At 33.1% G+C, this 16,862-nt stretch carries 16 protein-coding genes; 15 read left to right on the forward strand and 1 reads right to left on the reverse strand.

Translation table 11 applies throughout. From position 1 onward, the window contains the following. Positions 1-61: 61 nt before the first annotated feature. From udk to N7277_RS09130, 15 genes are all read left to right on the forward strand, one after another. Positions 62-679: a uridine kinase gene (gene udk / locus N7277_RS09060; RefSeq protein ID WP_213189146.1), complete on the forward strand. Its 618-nt coding sequence runs from the start codon at positions 62-64 to the stop codon at positions 677-679. Beyond that, positions 679-1,038 (forward strand): FtsB family cell division protein, encoded by a 360-nt coding sequence (locus tag N7277_RS09065; protein ID WP_274779245.1) that lies wholly within the window; start codon positions 679-681, stop codon positions 1,036-1,038. Before udk ends, N7277_RS09065 begins: the two co-directional genes overlap by 1 nt. A gap of 22 nt (positions 1,039-1,060) precedes the next feature. Then, positions 1,061-2,260 (forward strand): methylmalonyl-CoA mutase family protein, encoded by a 1,200-nt coding sequence (locus N7277_RS09070; RefSeq protein WP_274779246.1) that lies wholly within the window; start codon positions 1,061-1,063, stop codon positions 2,258-2,260. Between the two features lie 33 nt (positions 2,261-2,293). Further along, complete coding sequence (locus N7277_RS09075) at positions 2,294-3,445, forward strand: class I SAM-dependent methyltransferase (protein ID WP_274779247.1); 1,152 nt, start codon at positions 2,294-2,296, stop codon at positions 3,443-3,445. Between the two features lie 77 nt (positions 3,446-3,522). Then, positions 3,523-3,741, forward strand: coding sequence for a hypothetical protein (locus N7277_RS09080; protein ID WP_274779248.1), 219 nt, complete (start codon positions 3,523-3,525; stop codon positions 3,739-3,741). A gap of 72 nt (positions 3,742-3,813) precedes the next feature. Next, positions 3,814-5,196 (forward strand): dipeptidase, encoded by a 1,383-nt coding sequence (locus N7277_RS09085; protein WP_069799013.1) that lies wholly within the window; start codon positions 3,814-3,816, stop codon positions 5,194-5,196. Between the two features lie 277 nt (positions 5,197-5,473). Continuing rightward, a complete protein-coding gene (locus N7277_RS09090) occupies positions 5,474-6,220 on the forward strand; it encodes an electron transfer flavoprotein subunit beta/FixA family protein (protein WP_274779249.1) in 747 nt (248 codons plus the stop codon). Between the two features lie 38 nt (positions 6,221-6,258). Beyond that, positions 6,259-7,206, forward strand: coding sequence for an electron transfer flavoprotein subunit alpha/FixB family protein (locus N7277_RS09095; protein WP_274779250.1), 948 nt, complete (start codon positions 6,259-6,261; stop codon positions 7,204-7,206). 227 nt (positions 7,207-7,433) lie between these two features. Beyond that, positions 7,434-8,033, forward strand: a complete 600-nt coding sequence (locus N7277_RS09100; protein ID WP_274779251.1) for a bifunctional nuclease family protein — start codon at positions 7,434-7,436, stop codon at positions 8,031-8,033. A 78-nt stretch (positions 8,034-8,111) separates the two neighbouring features. Further along, entirely contained in the window at positions 8,112-9,485 is a 1,374-nt protein-coding gene (locus N7277_RS09105) for a nucleoside permease (protein WP_274779252.1), read from the forward strand. Positions 9,486-9,588: 103 nt separating this feature from the next. Continuing rightward, positions 9,589-10,767, forward strand: a complete 1,179-nt coding sequence (locus N7277_RS09110) for an acetyl-CoA C-acyltransferase (protein WP_274779253.1) — start codon at positions 9,589-9,591, stop codon at positions 10,765-10,767. Between the two features lie 107 nt (positions 10,768-10,874). Next, the gene (locus N7277_RS09115) at positions 10,875-12,398 is read left to right on the forward strand and encodes an MFS transporter (RefSeq protein WP_274779254.1); all 1,524 of its coding nucleotides are present in this window, start codon (positions 10,875-10,877) and stop codon (positions 12,396-12,398) included. 136 nt (positions 12,399-12,534) lie between these two features. Next, positions 12,535-15,366: an excinuclease ABC subunit UvrA gene (gene uvrA, locus N7277_RS09120; protein ID WP_274779255.1), complete on the forward strand. Its 2,832-nt coding sequence runs from the start codon at positions 12,535-12,537 to the stop codon at positions 15,364-15,366. A gap of 44 nt (positions 15,367-15,410) precedes the next feature. Then, entirely contained in the window at positions 15,411-15,902 is a 492-nt protein-coding gene (locus N7277_RS09125; protein WP_274779256.1) for a GNAT family N-acetyltransferase, read from the forward strand. Positions 15,903-15,985: 83 nt separating this feature from the next. Beyond that, positions 15,986-16,333, forward strand: coding sequence for a hypothetical protein (locus N7277_RS09130; protein ID WP_274779257.1), 348 nt, complete (start codon positions 15,986-15,988; stop codon positions 16,331-16,333). Positions 16,334-16,383: 50 nt separating this feature from the next. Here N7277_RS09130 and N7277_RS09135 read toward each other — a convergent pair whose 3' ends face one another. After that, a complete protein-coding gene (locus N7277_RS09135; protein WP_274779258.1) occupies positions 16,384-16,854 on the reverse strand; it encodes a methylglyoxal synthase in 471 nt (156 codons plus the stop codon). Positions 16,855-16,862 lie beyond the last annotated feature (8 nt).

Below are 16,862 nucleotides of genomic sequence, written 5' to 3' on the forward strand. Positions count from 1 at the left end.
GAACGCATCAATAAACCAATTATTTAGGAATTTAGCTAAATTTGTAAAAAATATATTTTTAATGTTAGTAATAGGTATTGCAGGTGGAACTGGTTCTGGTAAAACCACCGTAGTGAATAATATTTTGCAACAATTGAATGCAGAAGGCGTAAACGTACTTTCTCAAGACAATTATTACCATGATAATCACCAATTATCGCTCTCAGAAAGAGAAGCGCTGAATTATGACCATCCAAAATCAATAGATTTTGAATTATTGGTAAAACATGTAAAAGCTCTTAAAAGAGGAGAAAACATAGAACAGCCTTTGTATTCTTTCGTAACGCATTCTAGAACGGGAGACCACGTTACTGTAGAACCTAAAAACGTTTTAATCGTAGAAGGAATTTTGGTTTTGACCAATCAGGAACTTTTAAAGGAATTCGACCTTAAAGTATTTGTACATGCAGATTCAGACGAAAGATTAATTAGAAGAATTAAGCGTGACACACAAGAGCGCGGAAGAGATTTACATGAAGTTCTTCACCGTTACCAAACTACGCTGAAACCGATGCACCAAGAGTTTATAGAACCTTCTAAAAACGAAGCAGACCTTATTGTTCCTAACATGAGAAAAAATTCTGTAGCTATTGATTTTCTTTCTACAGTCATTAACAATTCTCTTAAAAAAGCCTATTAATGAAGGAACTAATTAAAGATATTCAGAAAAAATCTCCGAGTTGGCGTTTCGTTCAGAAATACCTTCTCAATAAATATTTTATTACCATTTTTCTTTTTTTGGTATGGATGATTTTTTTTGATTCTACATCTTGGTTAGTAATCAAAGACTTAAACAAAGAAATAGACAAATACGAAGAACAACTCTGGTATTACAAGTCTGAATATCATAAAAATGATGCTTTCTACAAAAAGCTCATGAACAACAAAGCAGAAAAAGAAAAGTTTGCGCGAGAAAATTATTTTATGAAAAAGAAAAATGAAGAAATTTTCATTCTCGTGGTAGACAGTTCTGCCATCAAGAAAAAAGAAAAAGAATAAACAAATTTATCTTGAATTTCAAATGTTGAAAAACATTTGTACACAAAACAAAAAACCATACATTATGTTTGCTCAAGTTACACTTCAGGATTGGGAAAATCTGGTCAAAAAACAATTGAAAACAGAAGATATTTATGCCGTTCTTACCAAAGTAAACTTGGAAGGTATTTCTGTAAAACCTTATTATGCCGACACTGATTTTGTCTTAAAAAATCTGCCAAAAGTAGAAGAATCTACACATTTGGTTGCAAAATATCAAGATAATTTAGAAGAACATGCTTATGCGTTTTTATTGGAGCATAATGTAGAACATTTAACCGAAAAAACGCTTTTCGTAGCCAATAAAGATTTGGCAGGACACATTTCTCTTGCAGATGATAATCAATATATTTCATTGATAGATGTTTTTGAAAATCAAGAAATCAACACGCAATTAGCGGAAGAATTACTTTCAAAAAATTTCAAAAGAAATATTGCCGTAGATACCACTTTATATCAAAATGCTGGAGCTTCTATCACACAACAACTGGCTCTAGCATTAGCAAAAGTAAAAGATTTGGCAGAAGTTTTTGGGGCTGAAATTTTAGAAAAATTGGTTTTCAAATTTGCAGTAGGCGGAAATTATTTCTTTGAAATTGCAAAAATCAGAGCATTTAAAATCCTTTTCAATCAACTTTCCAAAGAATTCGGACTAGACAGCATTCCTTATATTTTCACAGAAACTTCTCTTAGAAATAAAGCTAAAAACGACGAAGAAAATAACCTTATTCGTTCTACTCTAGAACTTTCCGCAGCCATGATTGCTGGTTCTGATGCGGTTTATAGCAATGATTTTAAGGTGCAAAACTCTAATTCACTTTCAGAGGAAATTTCATTTAAACAACAAATTGTTTTGGCATACGAAAGTATTATTAATGTCTTTGACGATGCAGCCAACGGAAGTTATTATATTGAAGAAATCACCCATCAATTCTCTGAAAACGCTTGGAAATTATTCTTAGAACTCGAAAATTCTGGTGGTTTTGTAGAAAATCTAAAATCTGGAAAAATTGCTAAAATGATTTATCAACAGGCAATTGCAGAACAAAATTGGGTAGAAGAAGGTAAAATAAAACTCATTGGTGTAAATCTTTACCCAAAACTAGAAAAAACTAAATCTGTAGAACAACTTTATAACCCTCAGGAAATAAAACCAGTAAGATGGGCTGAAATGTTTGAGTAATTAATTATAAAAAATTTTAACTTTCAAAATTAATTGGTGAAACTATTAAACCAAGAAATACAAAAATATATTAATGCAAATCTAAACGCAGATTTGCATTCTTTGTTATTAAAAAAATCTCCATTTTCAGAGATTTCTATGCAAGAATTGGTTCAGCAAATAAAAGGTAGAAAAGTAGCAGAGAAAAAGTTTCCTTTTTTGAATCAAGAAAACATTATTTTCCCACCCAATCTTAATCTAGAACAGGCATCATCACAAGATACCGCAGACTTTAAAAAACAGTTTTTTAAAGGAAGAAAATTCATTGATTTAACTTGTGGTTTTGGAATTGACGCTTATTTTATTTCTCAAAATTTTGAAGAAATTACTTTAATAGAGCAGAATACAGAGCTTTTAGACATTGTAAAACATAATTGGGAAGTCCTCGGAAGAAAAGCGAAATTAATCAACCAAAAATTAGAAGATTTTCTCAAAAATAATAAAGAAAAATTCGATTTAATTTATCTAGATCCCGCTAGAAGAGATAACCATAACAGAAAAGTATTTCTTTTGGAGGATTTATCACCCAATATTATTGAAATTCAAGAGCAACTAATTGACATTTCAACTGAAATTTTAATAAAACTGTCACCACTGATTGACATTCAGCATTTGGTTTCTTCACTCAAAAATATTTATAAAATCTGGATTATTGCGGTTAAAAATGAAGTAAAAGAAGTTTTGGTTTATCTCAAGAAAACAAAAAATAAACCAGAAATTTTTTGCATAAATTTACAATCTACAGAACCTGATTTTCACTTTAATTTAGATGATGAAAAACACTGTCAATCAGAATTTTCAATTCCTAAAAAATACATTTATATTCCAAATAATTCTGTATTAAAATCTGGAGCATTCAATTTAGTTTCAGAAAAATTTGGTTTGAGAAAATTACATCAAAACACACACATTTACACTTCCGAAGAAAAAATAGCATATTTCCCAGGAAGAATTTTTGAAACTGAAGAAATTAATTCAAAAGCGATTAAAAAAGGTGAACAATTTAATATCATCACGAAAAATTTTCCTTTAAAACCAGAAGAAATCAAGAAAAATTACAAAATAAAAGACGGCGGAAACCAATATCTTATCGCGGTAAAATCTCTTTCTGGAAATCATTTCTTGGTAGGAAAACTTCTTGATTAAGAAAATTTTAAGTTTTTTTTGTGGTAAACTCAATATTTCTTACTTTTGGAAAAATTTATAAACGTAATAATTTAGATATGAAAAAATTGGTATTTGCTGTAGCTGCAGCGTCTTTTTTAGTTTCTTGTGGTTTACCTGAAGGAGGAAACAAGGGAGTTTTGAAAAAAACTGAAGATGTAGTAAGATATGACGATGAAAATGCTGAAGCGCCTACTTACAAAGAAAAAATGGACTCTGCAACTGTAGAACAACCAGCTGCTGCAGAAGTTAAGGTAGATAGCACTGCAAAAAAATAAGATATTTTCTCATACAAAATAGATGTCTTGCAATTGCGAGACATTTTTTATATTTACTAAAATTTTAAAACAATGTCGGACACACAAAGTTATATCCAACAAAACAAGCAACGTTTTCTAGACGAATTGATAGAATTATTGAAGATTGCTTCTATTTCTGCAGACCCAGCTTACAATCAAGATGTGCTCAATTGTGCTGATGCTGTGGCAAAACACCTTGCCAATGCAGGAGCAGATCAAGTAGAAATCTGCGAGACCAAAGGTTATCCTGTGGTTTATGGTGAAAAAATCATCAATCCAGAATTACCAACCGTTTTGGTTTATGGTCACTATGATGTTCAACCTGCAGATCCATTAGAATTATGGGAAAGCGGGCCTTTTGAACCCGTGGTTAAAAAGACAGAACTTCACCCAGAAGGTGCTATTTTCGCAAGAGGAAGCGCAGATGATAAAGGCCAATTCTTCATGCACGTAAAAGCTTTTGAAGCTATGATGAAAACCAATTCTCTACCTTGTAATATTAAATTCATTATTGAAGGAGAAGAAGAAGTAGGTTCAGTAAGTTTAGCTGGATTTTTAGAAGAAAATAAAGAAAAACTTTCTTGTGATGTAATTTTAATTTCAGACACGCATATTTATTCTAACGAACAACCGACTGTGACTACTGGTCTTAGAGGTTTAAGTTATATGGAAGTAGAAGTAGAAGGTCCGAACAGAGATTTACACTCAGGTTTATATGGTGGTGCTGTTCCTAATCCAATTAATGTTTTAGCAGAAATGATTGCTAAACTTCATGATGAAGAAGGAAGGATTACCATCGATGGTTTTTATGATAATGTAGAAATCGTTTCTGCTGAAGACAGAGCAGAAATGAATAAATTAAAAGACAACCCAGAAGAATTCAAAAAATCAATTGGATTAAGTGGGGTAGAAGGCGAAACTGGTTATACTACCTTAGAAAGAACTTCTATAAGACCTACTCTTGATGTAAACGGAATTTGGGGAGGTTACACAGGTGAAGGCGCTAAAACCGTAATTCCGAGCAAAGCATTTGCTAAAATTTCTATGAGATTGGTTCCTTATCAAACTGACGAAGAAATCACTGAAAAGTTTACAAAATATTTTGAAAAAATAGCTCCAGCTTCTGTTAAAGTAAAAGTTACGCCTCATCACGGTGGAATGCCTTATGTTTTACAAAGCAATACCAAAGAATTCCAAGCGGCTAAAAAAGCTATGGAAAAAGCCTTTGGTAAAGAAGTTTTACCATATAGAAGTGGCGGAAGTATTCCTATTACTTCTCTTTTTGAGAAAATTTTAGGAGCAAAATCAGTTTTAATGGGCTTCGGTTTAGATTCTGATGCAATTCACTCGCCAAATGAACACTACGGATTGTATAATTTCTACAAAGGAATAGAAAGTATTCCATATTTCTTTGAATTTTATACTCAACAATAAATTTTATGTTAATCCTCAATCGAAAAGATTGAGGATTTTTTATTTCTAGTTAAATTTTAAGAATTAACTCCACATTTTTGGGAAAGAAAAAACCATTAATTTATGGTAATATTTAGCGATTCCAAAAATTATTTAAGAAATAAAACCTCAATTTTTCCTTTATTTCAGGCAATTATCGTATATTTATGCATTGAATATAAATAATTTTAGAGTATTATGCATGCATAATATTTTTTTATTTAAATTAGCAAAATTCAAATAAGAAAAATTAAACCTTATGAAAATATTAGTTTGTATTAGTAGTGTTCCAGATACTACTTCTAAAATTAACTTTACTGCAGATAAATCTGCTTTTGACAAAAACGGAATTCAGTGGGTAATTAATCCTTACGACGAATTTGCTCTTACAAAAGCAATAAAATTACAAGAATCACAAGGCGCTACCGTTACCATCGCTACTGTAGGTGATGCTGCTGCTGAGGCTGTAATGAGAAAAGCTCTTGCCATAGGTGCAAATGACGCGATAAGAGTAAATGCTGAACCACAAGACAGTATTACCGTAGCTAAAGAATTGGCTAAAATTGTAGAAGAAGGAGGGTATGACTTAGTATTATGCGGTAAAGAATCTATTGATTATAATGGTGCTGCAGTTCCAGCAATGATTGCTCAATTGCTTAATAAACCTTTCGTAAATGCATGCGTAGGTTTAGAAGTAAATGGTGCAGAAGCTACTGCAGTGAGAGAAATTGAAGGAGGAAAAGAAACATTATCTGTTAAACTTCCTGCTGTAATCGCTGGTCAAAAAGGTATGGTAGAAGAAAAAGACCTTATTATTCCTAACATGAGAGGAATTATGTCTGCTAGAACTAAACCATTAACGGTAAAAGAACCGACTGAAACAGATGTTAAAGTAAGTGCAGTATCTTTTGATGCTGTTCCGGCAAGAGCTCAAGTAAAACTAGTTTCTGCGGATAATCTAGATGAATTGGTAAGATTACTTCACGAAGAAGCAAAAGTTATCTAATTCTAATCTTTAATTTTAACTCTCAAATTTTAAAAATTATGTCAATTTTTGTATATACCGAAAATATTTCAGGAGCATATAAAAAAGCGGCTCTAGAAGCTGTTTCTTACGCAAAAACAGTTGCAGATATGTCTGGAACTGATGTAGTAGCTGTAAGCATTAACCCTACAGACGCTGCAGATGTTCTTTACAAATATGGAGCTTCTAAAGTTGTTACTCTAAAAAGTGATGCGCTTAAAAACTTTAATCCTAAAGCTTATGCAGAAGCTCTTGCTACTGTAGTAGATGGAGTAGTAGTATTCCCACATTCTACAGATGCCAGTTCTGTAGCTCCTATGCTTGCTGTGATTAAAAACGCTTCATTATTAACCAATGTAGTTTCTGCTCCAGTTGCAGTTTCTCCATTCGAAGCGAAGAGAAAATCTTTCTCTGGAAAAGCTTTTATGGATGCTAAAGCTCATGGTGAAAATGTAGTTGTTACGATTTCTCAAAACTCTTTTGGAATAAAAGAAAATCCAGTAGCGGGTTCTGAAGAAGTAAAAGAAGTTTCTGTTTCTACAGAAGGTCTTACAGTAGTGAATCAAGAAAAATCTTCAGGAAAATTAGACCTTAAAGAAGCAGAAGTAGTAGTTTCTGCTGGTAGAGGCATGAAAGGTCCTGAAAACTGGGGAATGATCGAAGAATTAGCTAATGTTTTAGGTGCAGCTACAGCTTGTTCTAAGCCTGTTTCTGATATCGGTTGGAGACCTCACTCAGAACACGTAGGACAAACAGGTAAGGCCATCGCTCCTAATTTATATGTAGCAGTAGGTATTTCTGGTGCTATTCAGCATTTAGCTGGGGTAAACTCTTCTAAAACCATCGTAGTGATTAATAATGATGCAGAAGCACCATTCTTTAAATCTGCTGATTATGGTGTAGTAGGAGATGCTTTCCAAATTATTCCTGCTCTTACAGAAAAAATTAAAGCATTAAAAGGACACTAAAATATCATCCTTTTTAAAAATATCAATCCGAGATTTTTATCTCGGATTTTTTTGTCGTTGCAAAAGCCAAAAATTTTTATTTCTTTTGAAGAATAAATGAATTTCTCATTATATAAAAATTAAAAATAATTTTATCCTAAAAACTTGTGAAATATATCATTTAAGGACATTGATAAAATTTTAAATAACAAATGTTAAATTTTAAAAATTAAAGTATATTTGTATTCATGGATTATAAACAACTAATCATACGCGGAATATCTTATAGCCAAACTCAGTCTGGAGCATATGCACTGCTTCTGGAACATGAAGAAACTGGCGTAAAACTACCTGTAGTAATTGGTAATTTTGAGGCTCAATCTATTTCTTTAGGCTTAGAAAAAGACTTGAGACCACCTCGTCCACTCACGCATGATTTATTCACCAAATTTGTAAATTCTACCCACTACACACTAGAATCGGTAATTATATACCAAATTATAGACGGAGTATTCTTCTCTAATCTCAATTTTAAAAATACAGAAAACGGTGAAGAACTTATTTTAGATGCCAGAACTTCTGACGCTGTAGCGATGGCAGTTCGTTTTGATGCCCCAATCTATACAACAGAACAAGTATTGAACGAAGCTGGAATTCTTCTAGAAATTGATAATGATAACGAATTACCAGAACCCGAAGTGGCTTCAGAACTTGAAACTTCTAACCTTAGAAAACTTAGTACAGAAGAATTACAAATTTTATTAGATGATGCTGTGAGAGAAGAAGATTATGATACTGCTATGGAAATACAGGAAGAACTCAAAAGACGAAATAAAAAAATTGACTAGCACTAAAAATTAAAAATAAATAATAAACTCTGAAAACACACAACGGTTTCTATACCGTAAAAGAAAAAATTACTACTTATGAATATTAAATTTAGACTGACATTGCTAAGTTTTCTGCAATTTTTTGTTTGGGGAGCTTGGTTAATCACCATCGCAAATTATTGGTTTGGAACCAAACAATGGGATGGAACAAAGTTTGGCGCTGTATTTAGCACTATGGGAATCGCTTCTGTATTTATGCCTACATTAGTAGGTATTATAGCAGATAGATGGATTAATGCTGAGAGAATTTATGGAATTCTACACATTTTATATGCTGCCGTTCTTTTTTATTTGCCACAGGTTACCACGCCAGATACATTTTTTGTAGTTATGCTTCTAGCAATGGTTTTTTATATGCCTACGATAGCATTAGCAAACTCTATTTCTTATACTTTACTTAAAAACAATAACTATGATGTGGTAAAAGATTTTCCACCGATTAGAGTATGGGGAACAATTGGTTTCATCGTAGCGATGTGGATTACTAATTTATCTGGTAATAAAGCTTCAGAATATCAGTTCTATATTGCAGGAACCGCAGCAGTATTACTCGGTTTATATTCATTTGCATTACCAGCTTGTAAACCACAAAAATTAATTTCAAAAGACTCTTCATTAGTAGAAGTTTTAGGTCTAAATGCATTCAAACTTTTTGGAAATTACAAAATGGCTCTTTTCTTCATATTTTCTATGTTTTTAGGAGGCGCTTTACAATTAACCAATGCTTATGGAGATGTATTTCTTAGCGAATTTGAGAATTTCCCAAAATATGCTGATTCATTCGTAGTGAAATATTCTACCATTATCATGTCTATTTCTCAAGTTTCTGAAACTTTATTCATCCTTGCTATTCCTTTTTTCTTAAGAAAATATGGAATCAAAAACGTAATGTTAATGAGTATGTTTGCTTGGGTATTAAGATTTGGTTTATTCAGTTTTGGCAATCCTACTTCAGGACTTTGGATGATTATTTTATCATGTATTATCTACGGAATGGCTTTTGATTTCTTCAATATTTCTGGTTCACTTTTCGTAGAAACCAATACCAATTCTAAAATTCGGTCTTCAGCTCAAGGTTTATTTATGATGATGACCAATGGCTTCGGAGCAATTATCGGAAGCGTTTCAGCTGGTTGGGCTATTGATAAATTCTTTACTCATAAATTCTCAACCGCAGATTCTTTAGCTGGATTTTTAGATACTACAGTAGATAATTCTAAATTTGTAGAATTCATTGGAAAACAAGGTTCTTCTATTGTAAATGGTACGTTAACTAAAGAAATTGCCATGAAAGATTGGCCACATATTTGGTTAGCTTTCGCTGCATATGCTTTAGTGATTGCAGTACTTTTCGCCTTAATGTTTAAACACAAGCACAATCCAGAAGCAATAGGAAACGTATCACATTAATCTAAACCACTGATAATAAACATAAAACACACTTTTTAAAAAGTGTGTTTTTTTTTGTACTTTGGCGAAAAGAATTTTAAAATTTAAATCTCAATTAAATATCATGAAAGAAGTATTTATCGTTTCAGCTGCAAGAACACCTATGGGAAGTTTTCTAGGAAGTTTATCTAGCATTCCTGCCCCTAAATTAGGTTCTATTGCTATCAAAGGAGCGTTAGACAAAATCAATCTTGACGCAAAACACGTTCAAGAAGCTTATATGGGTAATGTTTTACAAGCTGGAGAAGGTCAAGCTCCTGCTCGTCAAGCAGCATTAGGTGCTGGATTATCAAACGAAACACCTTCTACTACGATTAATAAAGTATGTGCTTCTGGGATGAAAGCCGTAATGATGGCATCACAGTCTATTAAATCTGGTGACCAAGACGTAATCGTAGCTGGTGGAATGGAAAACATGAGCCAAGTTCCGCATTATTATAGCGCAAGAAATGCTGTAAAATTGGGAGATGTAAAAATGCAAGACGGAATGTTAGTTGACGGCTTGACTGATGTTTACAATAAAGTTCACATGGGAGTTTGTGCAGAAAAATGTGCTGCAGAATATCAATTCTCAAGGGCAGACCAAGACAACTTCGCGATTCAGTCTTATAAAAGAAGTGCAGAAGCTTGGGCTTCTGGAAAATTTAAAGATGAAATCGTTCCTGTAGAAATTCCACAAAGAAAAGGAGAGCCTATCATTTTCGCAGAAGACGAAGAATATAAAAATGTAAATTTTGACAGAATCGGAACTTTGCCTACTGTTTTCCAAAAAGAAAATGGAACGGTAACGGCTGCTAATGCTTCTACCTTGAATGATGGAGCTTCTGCATTGGTTTTAATGTCAAAAGAAAAAATGGAAGAATTGGGCTTAAAACCTTTGGCAAAAATCGTTTCTTATGCAGATGCTGCTCACGAACCAGAATGGTTTACCACCGCTCCTTCAAAAGCATTGCCAATTGCTCTTAAAAAAGCAGGACTAGAAGTTTCTGATATTGATTTCTTCGAGTTTAATGAAGCTTTTTCTGTAGTTGGCTTAGTAAACAATAAAATTTTAGGTTTAGACGAATCTAAGGTAAATGTAAATGGTGGCGCTGTTTCACTAGGACACCCACTGGGAAGTTCTGGCGCTAGAATTATCGTTACGCTGATTAATGTTCTTAAACAAAACAATGGTAAATACGGTGCTGCTGCAATCTGTAACGGAGGTGGTGGTGCTTCTGCAATTGTGATTGAGAATTTATAATTTTCTCATCTTACAAATCATTAACCATTAAGATTTATTGATTTTTTAGTCAATTTCTTAATGGTTTTTTTATTTTTGTGTAATAATTCCCTTTTACGGAAAAAACTATGAAACAAAATATCAAAAACAACCCTAAAATTATGAAAGCTTGGGCTTTCTACGACTGGGCGAATTCTGTTTATTCACTGGTAATTACTTCTACCATTTTTCCTATTTATTATTCTATTATTACTACTGCCTACGAAAAAAGTGAGTACGTAACCGAAACTGGAAAATGGATAAAAGTTCCTGTGAGGAATATGATTAATATTTTCGGAAAAGATTATCAACCAGATGCTGTTTATGGCTATTCTCTTACGATTTCGTTTTTGATTGTGGTCATTTTATCGCCTATTTTATCATCTTTAGCAGATACCATTGGAAACAAAAAATCCTTTTTACAATTTTTCGCTTATTTAGGAGCTACTTCTTGTATGGGATTAGCCATGTTTACCAATATGAATAACGTTTTTTTAGGATTGCTTTTCAGTATTACTGCGAGTGTAGGATTCTGGGGAAGTTTGGTTTTTTACAATTCATTCTTGCCGGACATTGCTACGCCAGACAAGCAAGATGCACTTTCCGCAAAAGGTTACGTTTATGGTTACATTGGTTCAGTAATTTTAGTGGTGATTTGTTTAGCATTGATTATGTTTTTTGCAGACACTCCAAAAGAAGCACTTTTATACACTAGAATTTCTTTCTTATTCACTGGTGCATGGTGGTTTGGGTTCTCTCAATATACTTTCAAACATTTACCCCAATTTGGTGAAGTAAAAGACCAATTACCTAAAGATTTAGTATTGCTGAATCTTAAAAATATTTTCAAAAGTCATAAATCAAATGGTGGCTTTGTAGAAGTCTTAAAAGATAATATTATCTTCTATATTGAAATTGTAAAAGAAAGCTTCAGAGAGTTATATAAAGTTGGCACACAATTATTTAAAACCTCTAATCTCAAGTATTTTTTAGCAAGTTTTTTCTTTTACAGCGTTGGGATGCAAACCATTTTCTTAATGGCTACTCTTTTCGGAAAGAGCGAAATCAACCTTGAACAAGGAAAACTAATTATGACCTTATTATTGATTCAAATTGAAGCAATTATTGGTGCTATTTTCTTCTCAAGATTATCAAAAAGAATAGGCAATAAAAATGTCATTAGCATAACCATTATTCTATGGATTTTCGCTTGTCTTTCAGCTTATTTCCTCAAAAAAGAAAATCCAAATGTAGAATATCAATTTTACGGAATTGCAGCCATTATCGGTTTAGTAATGGGAGGCATTCAGTCTATGTCTCGTTCTACGTATAGTAGACTTTTACCAAAAGATTCTATGGATAATACTACGTATTTCAGCTTTTATGATGTGTTAGAAAAAATTGCGATTATCTTAGGAACATTTATTTTTGCTCTATTAATAGACAATTATGATGCAATTAGATTATTCTTCTCTCAAGAATGTTCATTGCAATTACCTACCACTTCAGGAATGAGATTTGCAGCACTTTCTATGTCGGTTTTCTTTGCATTAGGATTATTCTTCATTAGATTTTTAAAATTCAATAAAATATCAGACAAAGAAACTTTGTAAATCTTTAGATAATATATTCACAAGAACCTCAAATTTGAGGTTCTTTTTTTGTGTGGAAATCTTACGATTGATAAACTTTTTCAGAGAATAATTCCGTATTTTTGTAAGTCTTGATTTTTTTGACGAGATTGATATTATGAGTACAGAAAAAGAATACATCGAAATATACGGAGCCAGAGAACACAATCTTAAAAACATAAATGTTAAAATACCTAGAAATGAATTAGTTACCATTACTGGGCTTTCAGGTTCTGGGAAATCTTCTCTCGCTTTTGATACCATTTTTGCGGAAGGACAAAGACGTTATATCGAAACTTTTTCTGCCTATGCTCGTCAGTTTTTGGGAGGTTTAGAACGTCCAGATGTTGATAAAATCGAAGGACTTTCTCCTGTAATTGCCATCGAACAAAAAACCACCAATAAAAACCCACGTTCTACAGTGGGTACCGTTACAGAATTGTATGATTTTCTCCGTTTGCTTTTTGCCAGAGTTTCAGATGCTTATTCTTTAGAAACAGGCGAAAAAATGGTGAGCTACACAGAAGAACAAATCCTGGAAACCATCAAAGAAAATTATAAAGGCGAAAAAGTTTTACTTTTAGCACCCGTTATTCGTTCTAGAAAAGGGCATTATCACGAACTTTTTGTACAATTGGCTAAAAAAGGTTATTCACAAGCCAGAATTGATGGAGAATTACAAGATATAGAATACGATTTAAAATTAGACCGCTATAAAATGCACGATATAGAAGTGGTAATAGACCGATGGATTATCGGCGAAAACGCTACTGAAAGCAGAATGGCAAAATCGCTGAAAACGGCTTTGCAAATGGGAGAAGGAGTAGTAATGATTCAGAAATTAGGTGCTACAGACTATCAATATTTTTCTAAAAATTTGATGGATGCACACAGCGGAAATGCTTTGCCAATTCCAGAGCCTAACACGTTTTCTTTCAACTCGCCAAAGGGAAGTTGCCCAACTTGTAAAGGTCTTGGAACCATCAAAAAAATCAATGAAGAATTTTTGGTGGAAAATCCTAATTTTTCTATCAATCAAGGCGCTTTATTACCTCTAGAAGTTTTAAAAGGAAACAAATGGCTTCTCACTCAAATTAAAAATATTTTAGAAATTTTCGGGCTAGGTTTAAATACTTCTTTCAATGAAATTCCTCGTGAAGCAGTAGATTATATTTACTACGGATGTCAAAAAGAATTTACCGCAGATTTAAAATACGCTGGAATTTCTAAGAAAATAAAAATTAATTTTGAGGGTCTGGTTCCTTATCTAAGTCAAGTTATCGAAGATAAAGAAAATTATGATGCAGTATTACTTGAAAGACAATTTACCACCGAAGAAACTTGTCCAGAATGCAACGGAGCGAGACTTCAAAAAAGCAGTTTGGCTTTTAAAATTGATGGAAAAAACATTGCGGAAATCAATGCTTTGAGTCTGTTAGATTTAAAAGATTGGATACATGAAGTTAAAGAAAAATTCAGCGAAAAAAATAAAATCATTGCCAATGAAATTCTGAAAGAAATTGAAACTAGATTGCAGTTTTTATTAGATGTTGGTTTAGATTATTTAAGTTTGAGTAGAAGTTCTAGAACGCTTTCTGGTGGCGAATCACAGAGAATAAGACTCGCTACACAAATTGGTTCACAATTGGTCAATGTATTGTATATTTTAGATGAACCAAGCATTGGTTTGCATCAAAGAGACAACGAAAGACTCATCAATTCATTGAAAAATCTTCGAGATATTGGAAATTCGGTTCTCGTGGTAGAACATGATAAAGACATGATTCTAGAAGCCGATTACGTTCTAGATATCGGTCCTAGAGCTGGTAAACACGGCGGCGAAATTCTTTGGCAAGGAAAACCTGAAGATTTAATTAAAGCCAATACCATTACCGCAGATTACCTAACAGGAAAAAGAAGCATAGAAATTCCAAAAGAAAGAAGAAAAGGAAACGGAAAATTTCTTAAATTAAAAGGCGCAACTGGTAATAACCTGAAAAATGTAAACCTAGAAGTTCCTTTAGGAAAACTGGTGGTGGTAACGGGAATTTCAGGAAGTGGAAAATCTTCTTTGATTAATGGAACGCTTTATCCTATTCTCAATAAACATTTTTACAGAGCGGTTCAAGAACCTTTGCCTTACAAAAAATTTGAAGGCATCGAAAATATTGACAAAATTGTAGATGTAGACCAAACTCCGATTGGCAGAACGCCACGTTCTAATCCTGCAACTTACACCGGAATGTTCACCGATATTAGAAATCTTTTTGCAGAATTGCCAGAATCTAAAATCCGTGGTTACAAAGCGGGAAGATTCTCTTTCAACGTAAAAGGCGGAAGATGCGAAACGTGTCAAGGTGGTGGTTTAAAAGTGATTGAAATGAACTTTTTACCAGATGTTTACGTGCATTGCGAAACCTGCAACGGAAAACGCTTCAACAGAGAAACTTTGGAAGTTCGCTACAAAGGAAAATCGATTTCTGATGTTCTAGAAATGACGATAGATGAAGCGGTAGATTTCTTCCAACCGATTCCTAAAATTTATGCAAAAGTGAAGACATTACAAGACGTTGGTTTGGGTTACATTACACTTGGGCAACAATCTACAACGTTAAGTGGAGGAGAAGCGCAACGTATAAAACTAGCGACAGAACTTGCCAAAAAACAAACAGGAAACACGCTTTATATTCTAGATGAACCTACTACAGGTTTGCATTTTGAAGATGTAAAAATTCTAATGGAGGCCATCAATCAATTGGTAGAACTGGGCAATTCTTTTATTATTATTGAGCATAATTTGGACGTCATTAAATTGGCTGACCACATTATAGACATAGGTCCAGAAGGAGGAAAACACGGTGGCGAAATCATCGCAACGGGAACTCCTGAAGAATTGATAAAATCTAAAAAATCTTTGACTGCAAAATTTTTGAAAAAGGAAATGAAGTAAAATTTCATCTTTAAAAATAAAATAAACCTAATCTTAGATAAAAAATGAACTACCAAATCCGTGAAATGCTTCAAGAAGATGGAGCGAGAGTTTTAGAAATTTTCAAACAGGGAATTGATGGTGGCAATGCTACTTTTGACAAAGAAGTTCCAAGTTGGGAATTTTGGGATAATAAATTCTTGAAAGTATGTAGATTGGTTTTAGAAGACGAAAATGGAGTAGTGCAAGGTTGGGCTGCTATTCAACCAATTTCTGCTAGAGTTTGCTATAAAGGCGTGGCAGAAGTAAGCATATATCTTGATAACTCGGTTCATGGAAAAGGATTTGGCGAAATGCTTCTTCATAAATTAATAGAAGAAACCGAAGAATATCATTTTTGGACATTACAATCTGGTATTTTTCCAGAAAATGTAGCCAGCATTAAAATTCATGAAAAATTAGGCTTCAGAATCATTGGAAGAAGAGAAAGAATTGCTGAAATGAATGGAGTTTGGAGAGATGTAATTCTCTTAGAAAGAAGAACTAATAGATTTTAAATACGTTAAAGTTTTCTTAAAAAATAAGATTTTGGCAAAGCTTTTGTTTTAAAGAAGATATCAACCCCCAAAATCCTAAAGAAATGAAAAATATATTTAAAATATTTGGCGCTTTAGCACTCACGATAGCCGTAGTTTCTTGTGGCACTAGTAATACTAGAGTTTACCGAGCTCCAGATGGTAGAGTTTACAGACAAGGTGAAATTTACAGAACACCTAATGGAGATGTTTACCGAAACGGTGTTTTAATTAGAAGCGGTTCTACCGTAATTATTGTAGATGATAGACCTCTACCTCCTGGACAAATGAAAAAAGTCTATGGAACCAAGTCTGCTAAAGTTTTTGCACCAGGTCAACAAAAGAATGATAGATATTATTATGATGAACACGGCAAAAAAAGAAAAATAAAGCACAAAAAGAATCACCGATAAAAACAGAGATTAAATATTGATAATGAAAGCCCGAAAATTCGGGCTTTTTTTTATGAAATTCCCTTTTCTATATTTCTATTTAAATACACTTTATAATCGGGAATTTCTATCTCATATTCTGTATGCATATAAGGTGAGCTCATTATAAAATCTGCAGTAGATGCATCACATGCTACGATAATATTCCAAACGGCACAGATTCTTAAAAATGCCTTCACATCTGGATCATGAGGCTGTGCTTCCATAGGATCCCAAAAGAAAATAACGATATCTATTTTTCCTTCGGCAATCATAGCACCCAATTGTTGATCTCCACCAAGTGGTCCACTCATTACTCTGTGAACAGGAACACTCAATTCATTTTCTATCAATTTTCCCGTGGTTCCCGTAGCAATTAATTGGTGTTGCTGAATCACTTCACTGTGTTTTTTCACCCATTCAAGTAATTCATCTTTTTTATGGTCGTGAGCAATAAGCGCTATTGTTTTTTGAGGAGAAAGCAACCTTACATTTTTAGTCATTTCATACA

This window comes from Cloacibacterium sp. TD35, assembly GCF_028864635.1.
Taxonomy (GTDB): domain Bacteria; phylum Bacteroidota; class Bacteroidia; order Flavobacteriales; family Weeksellaceae; genus Cloacibacterium.

What these genes read in the sequence shown, in the direction of transcription:
- udk (WP_213189146.1), top strand. Translation starts at nt 62, where the DNA reads ATGTTAGTAATAGGTATTGCAGGTGGAACTGGTTCTGGTAAAACCACC.
- N7277_RS09065 (WP_274779245.1), top strand. Translation starts at nt 679, where the DNA reads ATGAAGGAACTAATTAAAGATATTCAGAAAAAATCTCCGAGTTGGCGT.
- N7277_RS09070 (WP_274779246.1), top strand. Translation starts at nt 1,061, where the DNA reads ATGTTGAAAAACATTTGTACACAAAACAAAAAACCATACATTATGTTT.
- N7277_RS09080 (WP_274779248.1), top strand. Translation starts at nt 3,523, where the DNA reads ATGAAAAAATTGGTATTTGCTGTAGCTGCAGCGTCTTTTTTAGTTTCT.
- N7277_RS09085 (WP_069799013.1), top strand. Translation starts at nt 3,814, where the DNA reads ATGTCGGACACACAAAGTTATATCCAACAAAACAAGCAACGTTTTCTA.
- N7277_RS09090 (WP_274779249.1), top strand. Translation starts at nt 5,474, where the DNA reads ATGAAAATATTAGTTTGTATTAGTAGTGTTCCAGATACTACTTCTAAA.
- N7277_RS09095 (WP_274779250.1), top strand. Translation starts at nt 6,259, where the DNA reads ATGTCAATTTTTGTATATACCGAAAATATTTCAGGAGCATATAAAAAA.
- N7277_RS09100 (WP_274779251.1), top strand. Translation starts at nt 7,434, where the DNA reads ATGGATTATAAACAACTAATCATACGCGGAATATCTTATAGCCAAACT.
- N7277_RS09105 (WP_274779252.1), top strand. Translation starts at nt 8,112, where the DNA reads ATGAATATTAAATTTAGACTGACATTGCTAAGTTTTCTGCAATTTTTT.
- N7277_RS09110 (WP_274779253.1), top strand. Translation starts at nt 9,589, where the DNA reads ATGAAAGAAGTATTTATCGTTTCAGCTGCAAGAACACCTATGGGAAGT.
- N7277_RS09115 (WP_274779254.1), top strand. Translation starts at nt 10,875, where the DNA reads ATGAAACAAAATATCAAAAACAACCCTAAAATTATGAAAGCTTGGGCT.
- uvrA (WP_274779255.1), top strand. Translation starts at nt 12,535, where the DNA reads ATGAGTACAGAAAAAGAATACATCGAAATATACGGAGCCAGAGAACAC.
- N7277_RS09125 (WP_274779256.1), top strand. Translation starts at nt 15,411, where the DNA reads ATGAACTACCAAATCCGTGAAATGCTTCAAGAAGATGGAGCGAGAGTT.
- N7277_RS09130 (WP_274779257.1), top strand. Translation starts at nt 15,986, where the DNA reads ATGAAAAATATATTTAAAATATTTGGCGCTTTAGCACTCACGATAGCC.
- N7277_RS09135 (WP_274779258.1), bottom strand. Translation starts at nt 16,854, where the DNA reads ATGACTAAAAATGTAAGGTTGCTTTCTCCTCAAAAAACAATAGCGCTT.